14 protein-coding genes are annotated in these 13,212 nt (G+C 67.3%); 3 read left to right on the top strand and 11 right to left on the bottom strand.

Annotated elements, in window-relative coordinates:
- Positions 1-122 precede the first annotated feature (122 nt).
- The 3 genes from CLM73_RS14500 to CLM73_RS14490 are packed head-to-tail and all read right to left on the bottom strand — an operon-like array spanning position 123 to position 3,507.
- Positions 123-929, bottom strand: a complete 807-nt coding sequence (locus tag CLM73_RS14500) for an aldolase/citrate lyase family protein (protein WP_105239018.1) — start codon at positions 927-929, stop codon at positions 123-125.
- Between the two features lie 25 nt (positions 930-954).
- Positions 955-2,478, bottom strand: a complete 1,524-nt coding sequence (locus CLM73_RS14495) for a UxaA family hydrolase (RefSeq protein ID WP_105239017.1) — start codon at positions 2,476-2,478, stop codon at positions 955-957.
- Positions 2,479-2,484: 6 nt separating this feature from the next.
- The gene (locus tag CLM73_RS14490) at positions 2,485-3,507 is read right to left on the bottom strand and encodes a tripartite tricarboxylate transporter substrate binding protein (RefSeq protein ID WP_105239016.1); all 1,023 of its coding nucleotides are present in this window, start codon (positions 3,505-3,507) and stop codon (positions 2,485-2,487) included.
- A 142-nt stretch (positions 3,508-3,649) separates the two neighbouring features.
- On the opposite strand from CLM73_RS14490, the gene CLM73_RS14485 reads away from it, so the two are divergent.
- Positions 3,650-4,609 (top strand): LysR substrate-binding domain-containing protein, encoded by a 960-nt coding sequence (locus CLM73_RS14485; protein WP_105239015.1) that lies wholly within the window; start codon positions 3,650-3,652, stop codon positions 4,607-4,609.
- A gap of 40 nt (positions 4,610-4,649) precedes the next feature.
- Here CLM73_RS14485 and CLM73_RS14480 read toward each other — a convergent pair whose 3' ends face one another.
- Genes CLM73_RS14480 through CLM73_RS14445 form a run of 8 tightly spaced genes read right to left on the bottom strand, consistent with a single transcriptional unit; the run spans position 4,650 to position 10,978 of the window.
- Complete coding sequence (locus CLM73_RS14480) at positions 4,650-5,657, bottom strand: metal ABC transporter solute-binding protein, Zn/Mn family (protein WP_105239014.1); 1,008 nt, start codon at positions 5,655-5,657, stop codon at positions 4,650-4,652.
- Complete coding sequence (locus CLM73_RS14475) at positions 5,654-6,559, bottom strand: metal ABC transporter permease (protein ID WP_105239013.1); 906 nt, start codon at positions 6,557-6,559, stop codon at positions 5,654-5,656. Before CLM73_RS14475 ends, CLM73_RS14480 begins: the two co-directional genes overlap by 4 nt.
- Entirely contained in the window at positions 6,556-7,323 is a 768-nt protein-coding gene (locus CLM73_RS14470) for a metal ABC transporter ATP-binding protein (protein ID WP_105239012.1), read from the bottom strand. The genes CLM73_RS14475 and CLM73_RS14470 overlap by 4 nt, the downstream gene beginning before the upstream one ends.
- Complete coding sequence (locus CLM73_RS14465) at positions 7,320-8,273, bottom strand: metal ABC transporter substrate-binding protein (protein ID WP_105239011.1); 954 nt, start codon at positions 8,271-8,273, stop codon at positions 7,320-7,322. Before CLM73_RS14465 ends, CLM73_RS14470 begins: the two co-directional genes overlap by 4 nt.
- Positions 8,274-8,316: 43 nt before the next feature.
- Positions 8,317-8,925 carry a DUF6162 family protein gene (locus CLM73_RS14460; protein WP_105239010.1) on the bottom strand — a complete coding sequence of 203 codons (609 nt, stop codon included), beginning with the start codon at positions 8,923-8,925 and terminating at the stop codon, positions 8,317-8,319.
- A gap of 18 nt (positions 8,926-8,943) precedes the next feature.
- Complete coding sequence (locus CLM73_RS14455; protein WP_056561406.1) at positions 8,944-9,270, bottom strand: hypothetical protein; 327 nt, start codon at positions 9,268-9,270, stop codon at positions 8,944-8,946.
- Positions 9,267-9,806, bottom strand: a complete 540-nt coding sequence (locus CLM73_RS14450) for a thiamine pyrophosphate-binding protein (protein ID WP_105239009.1) — start codon at positions 9,804-9,806, stop codon at positions 9,267-9,269. Before CLM73_RS14450 ends, CLM73_RS14455 begins: the two co-directional genes overlap by 4 nt.
- A complete protein-coding gene (locus CLM73_RS14445) occupies positions 9,803-10,978 on the bottom strand; it encodes a PepSY-associated TM helix domain-containing protein (RefSeq protein ID WP_105239008.1) in 1,176 nt (391 codons plus the stop codon). The genes CLM73_RS14450 and CLM73_RS14445 overlap by 4 nt, the downstream gene beginning before the upstream one ends.
- A 285-nt stretch (positions 10,979-11,263) precedes the next feature.
- On the opposite strand from CLM73_RS14445, the gene CLM73_RS14440 reads away from it, so the two are divergent.
- Positions 11,264-11,728, top strand: coding sequence for a DUF2946 family protein (locus CLM73_RS14440; RefSeq protein WP_234015630.1), 465 nt, complete (start codon positions 11,264-11,266; stop codon positions 11,726-11,728).
- 73 nt (positions 11,729-11,801) lie between these two features.
- Positions 11,802-13,205, top strand: a complete 1,404-nt coding sequence (locus CLM73_RS14435) for a PepSY-associated TM helix domain-containing protein (protein ID WP_105239006.1) — start codon at positions 11,802-11,804, stop codon at positions 13,203-13,205.
- Positions 13,206-13,212 lie beyond the last annotated feature (7 nt).

The following is a 13,212-nucleotide window of genomic DNA, read 5'->3' as shown; positions in this document are numbered from 1 at the left end:
TCGCGCGCGATTCGGGCGGGGGGATCGAGATGGCCGATCGAAAAGCGGTACCGATCAATTTATGCCTGAATGCGTGGGCATGCAAGACCGGATTACAGGACGGATCGGCCGCTTTTGGGCACTCAATAGGCGGCGGATGGAGCGGGTGGCGCGGGGCGCTCGCCCGGGGAAATGAAGCTTGCCGCCAGCCGGCGGGCGCTATTGGCGTAAAGCAGGACATCGACGCCGACCGCCACGAAGGTGCATCCCAGATCCAGATAGCGGCGTGCGAGCGCGGGGTCCGATGTCAGCGTGCCCGCGGACTTGCCGCGCTCGATGATGATCCGCATGGCGCGCTCGATCGCGGCTTGCACGTCCGGATGACCGGGGCGGCCCCGGTGCCCCATGGACGCGGCCAGATCGGCGGGTCCGATGAACACGCCGTCCACGCCCGGCACCTCGCAGATGGCCTCCAGGTTCGACAACGCCTGCACCGTTTCCGCCTGCACCAGCAGGCAGATCTCGTCGTCGGCGACATCCAGGTAGTCGTCGCGGGCGCTCCAGCGCGACGCGCGCCCCACTGCGCTGCCGACGCCGCGCATGCCAAGCGGCGGATAGCGGGTGGCGGCCACCAGGGCGCGGGCCTGCTCGGCGGTGTCCACCATCGGCACCAGCAGGTTCTTGGCGCCGATGTCCAGCATCTGCTTGATGAGCGCCGTGTCGCCGGCCACCACGCGCACCACGGGCTGGGCGCGGTAGGGCGCGACGCTCTGCAGGGCGGCCAGGGTGCCGCGCAGGTCGTTCGGTGCGTGCTCGCCGTCGATCAGCAGCCAATCAAAGCCTGCCGTGGCGGAAACCTCGGCCAGATAGGGATCGGCCATCGAGAGCCACAGACCGACCTGGGCTTGCCGCTCGGCAAGGGCCGTCTTGAAGGGGTTGTGTGCGGGCATGCGTGAAGGCTCCTGAAATGACGGGTCAACTGACGATGCCCAGATGCCAGGGCACGAACTCGTGGTTGCCCAGCCCCAGCGCTTCGCTCTTGGTTGGCGCGCCCGAGGCCGCGCGCAGAATGTGGTCGAAGATGCGTTGTCCCATCTGCGCGATGTCCACCTCGCCATCGAGCACCGCGCCGCAATTGATGTCCATGTCCTCTTCAAGGCGCGCATACATGCTGCTGTTGCTGGCGAGCTTGAGTGTGGGCGCGGGCTTGGAGCCGAACATCGAGCCACGGCCCGTCGTGAAGCAGATCAGGTTGGCGCCACTGGCGATCTGGCCGGTGACCGCGACGGGGTCGTAGCCGGGCGAATCCATGAAGACCAGCCCCGCGCGATCGATGGGCTCGGCATATTCGTACACGGCTTGCAACGGCGTCGTGCCGCCTTTCATGGCGGACCCCAGTGATTTCTCGAAGATGTTGGCCAGGCCGCCTTGCTGGTTGCCGTGGCCCACGACGCCATTGAATTGCGCGTTATGCCCGGCCGTGTACCTTTCCCACCAGGCCAGCCGGTCCAGCAGTTTCCGGCCCACTTCCGGCGTGACGGCGCGGCGCGTCAGCAGGTATTCCACCCCGTGGATCTCCGGGGTCTCGGAAAGGATAGCCGTGCCCCCGTGACGCACCAGGATGTCCATGGCCGCGCCCAGCGCGGGATTGGCCGTAATCGCGGAATAGCCGTCCGATCCGCCGCATTCCAGCCCGATCTTCAGGTGGCTTGCCGGCACGCTGCTGCGGCGCGCGACGTCGGCCAGCGGCAGCATCTCGTCGATGGCCCGGATGCCGGCCGCAATCGTGGCGCGGGTGCCGCCCGTGTCCTGCATCACGAGGGTGCGTACGCGCGCGTCCCCGGCCAGATCCTGCGATTCGATCAGCGCCGAAACCTGATTGCGTTCGCAGCCGAGTCCCACGATCAACACGCCGGCCAGATTCGGGTGCCGCGCATAGCCGGCCAGCGTGCGCCGCAAGACATCGAAATGCTCGCTGGGCGACGACATGCCGCATCCGCTCGTCTGCGCAAACGCCACCACGCCGTCCACATTGGGGAACGCGGCAAGGCGTTCGGGCGTGTAGTGCTGCGCGATGTGGTGGATGACCGTCGCGGAACAGTTCACCGACGCGAGGATGCCAATGAAATTGCGCGTGCCCACCCGGCCATCGGCCCGTGCGTAGCCCTGGAACGTCGCGCGTTCGGCCTCGGGCACCATGTCGACCGGCCGCACGTCGCGGCAGAAGCCGGGATCGCGCTCAAAGTCGGCGAGCGCAAGATTGTGCGCGTGCACATGCTCGCCGGCTTCGATGTCGCGCGCGGCCACGCCGATGATGGCGTCATACTTGCGCACCGGCGTGCCCTTCGGCATGCGGCAGGCGGCAATCTTGTGGCCGCCCGGCACCTGCGCGCGCACCCGCAGGCCCAGCGCCGGGATGTGCATGCCGAGGGCCAGGGCTTCCCGGGCAACCAGCACATTGTCGTTGGCGTGCAGCCGGATCAAGGGGTTGGAAGTCACCGTGAATCAGCCTTTCTGCAGCATTTCTTTCAGTTTCAGGCGCGCGATCAGCGCAGTCTCCTGCGTATAGACCGACGCCACATACGCCTGGTAGTCCGGGCCGTCCAGGTACATGACCGGCGCATCGATACGGTCGGCCACCTGCTTGAATGCGTCGCTCTTGACCGCGGTGCGAAAGGCCTCGCGCAGCTTGCGTTCGACGGCGGGATCCAGTCCCTTGGGTGCACCAATGCCGTTGGGCGCCTCGACCACGACGTCGTAGCCCAGTTCCTTCAGGGTGGGCGCATCCTTGAACCGCGAGGCCCGCGACTCGCCCCAGGTCGCCAGGAGCCGCAGCTTGCCCGCCTCGACGTGCGGCGCCCAGGAGCTTGAATCCGCCAGCAGGTCGATCTGCCCGCCCAGCACGTCCTGCAGGGCGGCCGCGCCGCCCTTGTAGGCGATCGCATTGAAACGCACGCCGGCCGTCATGGCGAACTCTTCCATGCCCACGTGCGTTGCCCCGCCAATGCCGGCGTGGCCGTATGTCAGCTTGCCGGGATTGGCCTTTGCATAAGCCACGACCTCCTGCAACGTCTTGAACGGCGAACTGGCAAGCACTGCGATGCCGAAGGTCTGTCCCGACGTACGCGCCAAATAGGTCAACTCGCTGCGCGGATCCAACTGCAACAGGCCCAGTTGCGAGAAGCGCGCCACCGAGATGGGGATCTGGCCGATGGTATAGCCATCGGGCTGTGCCTGCGACAGCGACTTCGTGCCGATCATGCCCGAGGCGCCCGCGCGGTTTTCCACCACGATGGATTGGCCCAGCACGCCCGACGCCACCTGGCAGAGCGCGCGCATGGACTGGTCTGCCGTGCCGCCGACGGGCCAGGGGCAGATGAAGGTGATGGGGCGCTGCGGGTAGTCCGCGGCGCGGGCCAGGCCGGGGGCCAGCAGGCCGGCCGCGCCGGCGCCGGCCATTGCGCCCAGACAGGCGGCGCCCGCCAGAAACCTGCGCCTGTCCCGGTCAGGGGTGGGGATGTGCCTCATGGTTTGTCTCCGATGTGGTTTTTTTGTGAGCACCCTCAAGGCTACAAGGTCGCCCGGATCTATTCTCGTGAGCTTATATATAACTATCCAATAGAATTGCCTCATCAATAGATAACAACACTGATATGTATAGGGGGGCCGCATGGCGCACCTGGACCGCGTGTTCCGCTCAAACCTGAAGCTGCGTCACCTCCAATTGCTCGTGGCGCTGGACGAGTTCCGGCATGTAGGGCGCACGGCTGAATTCATGGCGGTCAGCCAGCCGGCGGTGTCTCGCATGCTGTCAGAGGTGGAGTCCATGCTGGGTCTCGCGCTGTTTGCGCGGTCCGTGCGCGGCACGGAACCCACGGACGCAGGCGCCGCGGTGGTGCGCTTTGCGCGCGGCGTGCTGGCGCAGTATGAGCGCACTCGCGATGAGATCGACACCACCGCCAGCGGCGCGGCCGGCAAGACGCGAGTGGGGGCGATGGCGGTCGCGCTGCCGGTGCTGCTCGCGCGGGCCGTGCATGCCTTGAAGCTGCGATCGGCGCGCGCGACCGTCCTGATCGAAGAGGGCGATCTGACGCATCTGCTGCCCAAGCTGCGCCTGGGCGAACTGGATCTGTTCGTGGGGAGGTTGGAGCCGGGCTACGCCGCGCCGGACCTGCATGCCGAGGCGTTGTTCGAAGAGCCGATGGTCGTGGTCGCGGCGCCCGGCAGCGATGTGGCGGGCCGCAGTGCGCCGGGGTGGGCGGATCTGGCGGCGTTGCCCTGCGTGATGCCGCCGCCGTGGGCGTCATTGCGGGTGAAGCTGGAGCAGCAGTTCCATCATCGCGGCCTGCAACCGCCGTCCGATCTGATGGAGACCTCGTCCTATCTGTCCACGCTGACCTTCATCCGTGAGCGCAATGCGGTGGGCTTTCTGGCGAAGTCGGCTGCACGGAGTTTCGAGAACCAGGGCCTGTGCCGGATCCTGGACGTGCCGTTGGAATTGGCGTTGCCGCCGGTCGGCATCATCACCTTGCGTGAAGCCCCGTTGCCCGCGACCAGCGCGCAATTGATCGGATGCCTGAAAGACGCGGCAGCGGCGCTGCGGGCCGATGCGGCAAACGGCGCCGGCTAGCCCGGCGCCCGGCTAGCCCGGCGCCGTTTACGCGGAAGGTCTACTTGGCTGCGGCGGTCTTGGCTGCCGCGGGCGCCAGGGCCTGCAACAGCAGTTTCGCGTTGGCCTGCAGGTCGGCAACGGGGTCGGCCCCGTCGGTGGCCAACACGACGGCCTTGGCGCCGCCGGCTTCGATGGCCTGACGCAGTTCTGGCGTGGGCTCGCGATGCAGGAGCGCCGCGGCCGCGCCGTTGTCCTTGATCGTCGCGGTCAGTGCGGTCAGCGCCTCGGGCGTCCAGTCCTTGTCGTCACGCGCGACTGTGTCGACCAGGTCAAGGTTGAACTCGGCGATCAGGTAGGGCAGGCGCTCGGAAAGGCTGATGACGGCCACGTTCTCGGCCTGCGCCAATCCGGCCTGGCTGCTGGCGTTCAATTCGACCAGCGTGCGCTTGATCTGCGCCAGGTTCTCGCCGATGCGCTTTTCGTCGGACGGGGACAGGCGTCCCAGATCCGCGGCGACGATGTCGGCCATGCGGCCCAGATTGACGATGCTGAGCCACGGATAGGCAGCAAACTGGCCGCCGGGCCGCGTGTCGCTTTGCAGGGCGATGCCATTGAGCGCGCCATCGAGCGGACGCGCCGCGTCGATTTCCACAATGCGGATGTTGGTGCGGCGCGCGTTGGCGTACAGGGGATCGTCCGGCCAGATCGAGCGCAGGCCGACGGCGGCATCGGCCGATGCGGCGGCCTTCTGCAGCGCCGCGCCGCCGCGTCCGCTGAAGTACGACGTGAGCCGGGTGGCGGGCAGGTTGGCCGGCGCGGCGCGCTCGACACGGATGGTGCTACCTTTGGCCAGGCTGTCGGTCAGCGCAAACACGACGGGATGCGCGGCCAGCACGGTGACGGCGCCCGTTGCGGCGGTGGCGGCTTCAGGCTGCGCGGCGCGCGCGGCGCGGCCGGATTTGGCGGCTTCCTGGGCGTGGGCCGTGACGGCGGCGCCCAGGGCCGATGCCATCGCCACTGCCAGGGCGGCGCGGCGCAGGGTGACGTAACCTGACTTCAAACTCATGCTGCATTTCCTTTCAGACCAGGGACCAGGCCGCGGGCCAGGGCCGAAATCCCAAACAGAACACCCGCGACCAGGATGATGGCCGCGCCGGAAGGTATCGGCAGTGCAAGCTCGATGGGAAGCATGATGCCGGCCAGTGTGCTGAACAGCGCGAACAGCACCGACATCGTGAAAAAGCCCTTGAGCGACTGCGCCAGCATCCGTGCGGCGGCCGCCGGAATCACCAGCAGCGCGCCGACGAGGATGGCGCCGATCACCTTGACCGAGGCCACGGTGACCAGGGTCACCAGGATCACGAACAGGTAGTCCATGGCCTTGACGGGCACGCCGCGCACGGCGGCGAGCTGCGGATTGAAGCTGGCCAGCATCAGGCGGTTGTAGTTGGGCAACGCCAGCGCCAGCGCCAGGATCGCCACGCACGTCAGGACCGACAGATCGTTGCTGTTGACGGTCAGCACCGAGCCGAACAGCACGTTTTCCAGGATGTGGATGTTGATGCGGCCGGACAGCACCAGGAGCAGGCTTGCGCCCAGCGCCAGCGACACCGACAGGAACACGCCGATCAGCGTGTCAGGCGTGAGGCGCGTGCGGTTGCTCAGGAAATTGAGCAGGATGCCGAAGATGAGGCAATAGCTGAACAGGCTGCCGTACGGGCCGGTATAGGGCTCGCCCAGCAGGATCCCGATCGCCACGCCGGTCAGCGCGGCATGGCCCACGGCTTCCGAGAAGAAGGCAAAGCGCTTGACCACGACCAGCGTGCCAAGGCCGCCCAGCACGGGTCCGATGATCAGGCCGGCAAGCAGCGCGTTGATGACGAAGCCGAAGGCCAGCGATTCCGGCAACGCGCCGGATTCCGCCGCGCTCTGGATGAGCTGACGCAGGTTGTCGAAAAAGGCGTTCATGCGGCGCGCTCCTGCGGCTGGTTGCCAACGCGCGGACGGGTCGAAAAGAGGGCAAGCAGGCGGTCGGGCGTCAGCACCTGCGCGGGCGGACCGTCGCAAAGCACCTGGCGGTTCAGTCCGGTGACACGGTCGGCCAGGCGGCCGACGGCCTCCAGGTCGTGCTCGATCCACAGCACGGTCACGCGCTGCGCGCGCCAGCTGTCCAGCAATTCTTCAAACACGCGCACGCCGGCTTCATCGAGCGCAGACATGGGCTCGTCCAGCACCACCATCGAAGGGCTGGGCACCAGTCCCTGCGCGAGCAGCACGCGCTGGCGCTCGCCGCCCGACAAGGCGCCCATGCGGCGGTTGCGCTTGTCCTGCATGCCGACGCGTTCCAGCGCGTCGCCAATTTCCTTGGACTTCGTGCGCGACAGGCCAAGGAACGCGGGTTTGCGCTGGCACATCGCGGCCATGAAATCGTTGACGGTCATGGGCAGGCCGCGATCGAATTCAAGCGCCTGCGGGATATAGCCGATGATGCCGGCCCGGTCGCCCGGCCACGCCACGCTGAGCTTGCCGCGATGCGGCATCTGGCCCAGCAGCGTCTTGACCAGCGAACTCTTGCCCCCGCCATTGGGGCCGACCAGCGCATGCACGCTGCCGGCCGCGACGGTAAAGGCGACGTCGCTGAGGATGTCGGTACGGCCGAGCGTCAGGGAGATGTGGTCGAACGTCAGCGTGGGACCCAGTGCGCCCGGATGGGCTGTCACGGCGGCGGTCACGCGCCAGCCTCTTCGATGGCGCGCACCACGGTGGCCAGGTTCTGCTTCATTTCTTTTTCGAACTGCTCGGGGCTGTATTCGCCGTACGAGATGTGCGACAGCGCATACAGCTTCACGCCGGTCTCGCGCTGGATCGTCTCGACGTACGCGGACGGGAAGTTCAGCTCGGAGAAGATCACCTTGACGTCCGCCGCGCGCAATTGCTCGATGGTGCCCTTGAGCTGCGCGGGGCTGGGCTCGATGCCGTGCGCCGGTTCGACGACGGCGGTGACTTCCAGGCCGAATTCACGCAACAGGTAATCGTAGGCGCCATGAATGGTGGCGACGCGCAGGTCCGCGTTGGGCGCCTTTGCAAGCTGGCCCAGCGCATCAGCACGCAGCTTGCGCAGGCGCTGGCCATAGGCGCGCGCATTGGCGGTGTAGGTCTGCGCGTTGGCCGGGTCGATACGGCCCAGTTCGCGCGCAATGGTATTGATCTGCGCGATCGACGCGGTAATCGACAGGAACGTGTGCGGATTCACGACCTTGCCGGAATCGCCGCCGCCGCGCGCGGCCATGCCCACGGCGGCCAGCAGCGGCACTTGCGCATTCGCTTCGATCACCGGGATCTTGGGCTTTTCGCTGGCGGCGATCATGCGGTCCGCGAAGTCATCGTGGCCGATGCCGTTGAGCACGACCACGTCCAGCGTGCCGATGCGCTTGATGTCCTCGGCGCGCGGCTCGTAGGCGTGCGGATTGAAGCCGACCGGAATCAGCGGCACGACGTCGGCCTTGTCGCCGACGATGTTGGCGACGTAGCTGTAATAAGGATGCAGCGTCACGCCGATCTTCAGGCGCTTGGCCTCTTCGGCGTGGGCGGGCGCGGCGAACGCGCCGGCCAGCAGCGCCAGCGCGGCGATCGGCGCGGCGCAGCGGCGCAGGAGCTGTGAGAAAGACGAAAAGGCAGACATAAATCCGTAGGCTCGTGTCGGAAGACGAAAGGGAGGGGCCCGATCAGGGCTTGTTCTGGCGGGTCACGCCGGCGTCGAACTGGGCGACGACCTGGCGCCACCCCGCGGCCGCCAGGGCCGCGTCGTCGGCGGCGTCGGGCACGCGCGCCGCGGCATCGCGGGCCAGCCAGACATCTGCCTGGGCGTCGGCGCCATGGTCATGGCCATGGGCGTCCTTGGCGTGGCCGTCTTCGGTGCGCAGCACGAACGAGCCGGCCAGCGCGGCATCGGCCGTCTGGCCCACGTAGAGCGCCTTGCCGGCCTGGCGCTGAAGCCGCCAGACGTGGCCGCCCCGCGCGGCGGTGCTGTTGTCGGCCACGAAAGGCGGCAGACCTTGCGCGGCAAGATCGGCCACGGAAGGCAGGGGCTCGCCGGCCTGCAGGGCGAAACCGATTTCCTCGTAGGCGACGCGCAGGTCGGCGTAGATGCCTTGTTCGGCGGGCGTCAGGTCGCGCCGCGCATCGATCTGGGTGGCGGCGAGCGGCGCGCTCTCGGGCGGCGCTTCGCGCAGGCCGATGTAACCCGCGGCGGCCGCGACGATGACCAGGCAGGCGCCCAGCACCGCCAGGGTTTCATGTCCGGCGCCGGCGGGTCGGATGACTTGTGTATGCATACTGCGCAGGGCCGGGGCTTACTGGATGTCGACGTGGTCGATTTCGACGACGTGGCCGGGGCCCGCGTCGAAGAGCACGTAGAACTCGCCATTGGGCCGCTTGAACGACATCTTGGAATCCGCATCCAGCTTGCCCGGAACAATGATCTGTTCGTCGTACGAGATCACGTCCATGGTGACGCCGGCGGCGCCGCTGCCGTCGGAGAATCCGCCGGTGCACTGGATCTGTTCCTTCCCATCGGCCTTGCATTCGGCCATGGGATTGTGCGCCAACGCGGTGGCGCTGGCGGTCAACAGCGCGCCCATCAGGGCGGCGCGAAGGCTGTTCGCAAAAATCGCATTCATCGCGATGCTCCTTGTTTCTTCAGCCACGCGACGGTGGCGGGGGAGGCCGAGTCCAGCGGCCAGGCTGCCTGGTGCACCGAGCCGTCCCAGCCTTCGGCGGTGACCCAGAGCTCGGCGTCCGGGGCGGTGCGCGGCGGAATCGGCACGGTGGCAAACGCCCGATGCGGGCTGCCAAAGAAGATCGAGCCTGCGGCGCGCAGGCTGCGCGGTTTGCCCACGCGGACGTAGACGGCGCGGATCTGGTCGCTGCAGCCAGCGCACTGGGCCATGGTGAAGGTCTTGACCATGCCGGCGGGGTCGGACTGGGGCGGTTCGACCTTCCATTCGGCGAACTGCAGCTTCCAGGGTCCCACTTGCACGTCGCCGGCAGGCCGTTGGCCCAATCCCATCAGCCCGCGCGACAGCGCGAGGTTGTCGAAATACTTCGGGACATAAATGATGGGCAGGATGAGCAGCAGGGCGCTCAGATGGAAGCGCCAGCGGCGCCAGAAGCTGGGTTTGGCCGCGGCGGCGTCCAGGGTGGCAGTCTTGCTCATTCGGTCACCTCGCGGGCGGCGGTACGATCTGCGCGGGCAGGGCGCAGGGCCTTGGCAGTGGCTTGCGCGGTGCGCTTGGTCCAGATCAGGAGGCCGCTAAGCGACATCATGGTCAACAAGAGGCCAAACAGGAACCACACCAGCTTCAACCAGAAGCCGCCGAAGTCGCCGGTATGCAGCGGGCGCATGGATTCGGTGAAGAACTCCAGGCCATTGCGGTCGGACAGGCGGCGTACTTCTTCGACCGTGCCGTTGTACGGATTGATCTTGGCGTACTGGAACATCAGCGGATAAGCGCCGCGACCCGAGATGGTGATCGGGTCATAGGCGTTACCGGGGAAGAACACGTGCTGCGTTTCCAGACCGGGCAGCTCGCGCTCGGCAACGGCGACGATCTGGTCGAGCGGCAGGCGCTTGACGGATTCGCCGGCGGCAACCGTCGGCACCTGATCGCGCGCGACGACAGCCGGCACGCCCTGCGTCGAAATCGTGGTGGCCGTATCGGACAGGATTGCCTGCGCCAGGAACCAGATCGCGCTGACGGAGATCAGCAGGATGAACCACACCGACCACAGGCCCGACAGACGATGGAAGTCGCCCCAGAAAATGCGCGAGCCCTGGCCGAAGCGCAGCCGCGGCTTCTGGAAATAGGCGCGCCAGAACCGCTTGTAGACCACCAGGCCGGTGATCAGCGACAGCAGCATCGGCAGCGACAGCAGCGAAACCAGATACCAGCCCCAGCTATAGCCGTTGTTGAACGGGATCAGCAGCCAGCCGTGCAGCGCACGCATGAACTGGCGCAGGTCGAAGCCGAGGGCCGGACCTTGCACGTGCCCGGTGTACGGGTTGACGTAGATGGACGTGAAGCGTGCGCCCGGATAGCCGACGGAGGCCGTCAGGGCGAACTGGGATTCTTCAGGCCAGGACAGGCGCTGCACCGAGGCTTCGGGTTCCTGCTTGGCGATGGCGTCCATCAGGGCCTGATAGCCCATGCGAGGCGTATCGGCATCGGGCGCCTGAGCGCGAACGGCGGGATTGATGAGCCAGACGATTTCCTGGCTGATGACGGCGATGGTTCCGGTCGCACAGATGAAGAAAAGGAAGATCCAGATTGGCAAGGCCAGCCAACTGTGGACGAGAAACCATAATTTGGAGCGCGATGGCTTGGCCATTCAAAAGCTATCCGGTAGACGAAAAAGGGTTGCCTGGACCCGTTTAAGGGAGGCGTCAGGCGGAATTCTAGCAATAATAGTTCTCAATTGTCCTTGTTACCCCTGATATCGGCGCGGTCGCGCGCGCGTTGTTGCGCGGCGCAGGGCCGCCCGTCTGAAGCCTGTCCCTGTTACGCCCGGCTGGCGCCAAGTCCGCCGGCGCCCACCGTCGGGGGCCAGGATTGCCCGCCCGGTGTTTAAAATGCCGGATTGGCGCCGGAATCGGCCGGCGCCCGGATGCCCTGCATGCACGTCCGATTTTCCTGTCCGTCCTTACGTCCAGCCTGTGCCGCCACCTTTGCGCGGCTGTTGCTGCTGCTTCTGCTGGCAGCTCGGGCGTTCGTGCCGGTCGGATACATGCCCGATGTGCAGGCGCTCAAGCAAGGGCGGTTGGCCCTGGGCTTCTGTGCCGCGGGCGGCGGGATGTTTCCTGGCATGGCGAGTCTGGCCGATCCGCACACCGCCCACGCCGATGCCGCCCATGACCATCATGGGCACCATGATTCTTCCAATCATGTCGGCGCCGGCCAGGAGTGCCCGTTCGGACTGAGCGCGCACCAGCCGCTGCTCGTGCCGCCCGCCGTCACGCTGGTACCTGCGCTGCTCGGCTGGTGGGCGCAGACCCCCCGGCTGACCGACAGTCCGCGGCCGCCGATGCCGGCCGCCGGCCCGCCGCTGGGACAGCGCGCCCCGCCTCGAATCACCGGATGACATTCGTCGCCGTGCGCCCCGCGCGCACGATTGCCGCCTGCTGCAGGCGGCGTCCGTTGTTTTCGAGATCATCATGTCTACTGACACCCTGGTTAGCCCCGCCGCGTCCGCGCGGCCCCGGGCGGCAAGCGGCAGCGCGTTCCTCGCGCTGATCACCCGGCTGCATTTCTATATAGGCCTCTTCGTCGGCCCCTTCATCCTTGTCGCGGCGGTGACCGGCACGTTGTTCGTGCTGACGCCGCAGCTGGAAAACCTGATTTACGCCGACCAGTTGCGCACCACCTCCACCGGCGCGGCGCAGCCGTTGGCGGCGCAGGTCGAGGCCGCGCAGAACCAGATCGGACCGGGCCCGCGCCTGTTCGCGGTCCGGCCCGCGCCCGGCCCGGGCGAAACCACCCGCGTCATGTTCACGCAGCCGGGCTTGGGCGACTCCGAAGCCCGTGCGCTGTTCGTGGATCCCGTCACGCTGAAGATTCAGGGCGACATGGTGGTCTACGGCACCAGCGGCACGCTGCCTTTCCGGACCAAGCTGGACTACCTGCACCGCAACCTGATGCTGGGCGACCTGGGGCGCAATTACAGCGAACTGGCGGCGTCGTGGCTGTGGATCGCGACGTTGGGCGGGCTGGTGCTGTGGTTTGCCCGGCGCGGGCGCGACAAGGCGGTGGAATCACGCAGCCCGCGTCTGCGCGCCCGACGCTGGCATGGACTGCTGGGGTTGTGGATCGGCATCGGCCTGGTGTTTTTTTCGGCCACCGGGCTGACGTGGTCCAACTGGGCCGGTGCGCGCGTGGACCAATTGCGCGCGCAACTGGGATGGATCACGCCGGCGGTGTCGTTGAAACTGCCCGGCGCCGGGATGCCCGCCATGCCGGCGGGCGGCGAGCACGCCCATCATCACGGAGGCCACGACCATGCCGCCATGGCGCCGGCGCCGGACAATGTGGCATCGGGCTTTGACCACGTGCTGCAGGCCGCGCGCCAAGGCGGCATCGACAGCAGCCAGCTCGAAATCCGCCCGCCGCGAGGCGAGGGCCAGGCCTGGCTGGTGCGCGAGGTGGACCGTTCCTGGCCCACCCAGGTCGACACCATCGCCGTGGACCCGAACACCTACGCCATCACCAGCCGTGCGGACTTCGATACCTTCCCGCTCATCGCCAAGCTGATCCGCTGGGGCGTGGACATGCACATGGGCATCCTGTTTGGCTGGCCCAATCAGCTCTTGATGGCCGCCATCGGCATCGCACTGACGACGATGATCGTGCTGGGCTACCGGATGTGGTGGCTGCGCCGGCCGGCCGCGGGCGCGGCAGCGCAGACGCTGACCCATGCCTGGCGCGAGCTGTCCTGGCCCGGGCGGATCGGTGTGGCCGTGATCGCGCTGGCGCTGGGCTGGAGCCTGCCGGTGATGGGCGTGAGCCTGGCCGTGTTCCTGGTGATTGACGTGTTGCGCTGGACGGCGGCCCGCCGCGCTTGATGTGCGT

The sequence above is a fragment of the Achromobacter spanius genome, from assembly GCF_002966795.1.
Classification (GTDB): Bacteria; Pseudomonadota; Gammaproteobacteria; order Burkholderiales; family Burkholderiaceae_B; genus Achromobacter; species Achromobacter spanius_D.
Note: the sequence above shows the minus strand (reverse complement) of the source record. Positions and strands in the feature narration are given on the sequence as shown.

Bases quoted from the DNA above. Each gene is read 5' to 3' on its own strand.
- CLM73_RS14500 (WP_105239018.1), bottom strand. From the start codon at position 929: ATGCCCGCACACAACCCCTTCAAGACGGCCCTTGCCGAGCGGCAAGCC.
- CLM73_RS14490 (WP_105239016.1), bottom strand. From the start codon at position 3,507: ATGAGGCACATCCCCACCCCTGACCGGGACAGGCGCAGGTTTCTGGCG.
- CLM73_RS14485 (WP_105239015.1), top strand. From the start codon at position 3,650: ATGGCGCACCTGGACCGCGTGTTCCGCTCAAACCTGAAGCTGCGTCAC.
- CLM73_RS14480 (WP_105239014.1), bottom strand. From the start codon at position 5,657: ATGAGTTTGAAGTCAGGTTACGTCACCCTGCGCCGCGCCGCCCTGGCA.
- CLM73_RS14475 (WP_105239013.1), bottom strand. From the start codon at position 6,559: ATGAACGCCTTTTTCGACAACCTGCGTCAGCTCATCCAGAGCGCGGCG.
- CLM73_RS14465 (WP_105239011.1), bottom strand. From the start codon at position 8,273: ATGTCTGCCTTTTCGTCTTTCTCACAGCTCCTGCGCCGCTGCGCCGCG.
- CLM73_RS14460 (WP_105239010.1), bottom strand. From the start codon at position 8,925: ATGCATACACAAGTCATCCGACCCGCCGGCGCCGGACATGAAACCCTG.
- CLM73_RS14455 (WP_056561406.1), bottom strand. From the start codon at position 9,270: ATGAATGCGATTTTTGCGAACAGCCTTCGCGCCGCCCTGATGGGCGCG.
- CLM73_RS14450 (WP_105239009.1), bottom strand. From the start codon at position 9,806: ATGAGCAAGACTGCCACCCTGGACGCCGCCGCGGCCAAACCCAGCTTC.
- CLM73_RS14445 (WP_105239008.1), bottom strand. From the start codon at position 10,978: ATGGCCAAGCCATCGCGCTCCAAATTATGGTTTCTCGTCCACAGTTGG.
- CLM73_RS14440 (WP_234015630.1), top strand. From the start codon at position 11,264: ATGCACGTCCGATTTTCCTGTCCGTCCTTACGTCCAGCCTGTGCCGCC.
- CLM73_RS14435 (WP_105239006.1), top strand. From the start codon at position 11,802: ATGTCTACTGACACCCTGGTTAGCCCCGCCGCGTCCGCGCGGCCCCGG.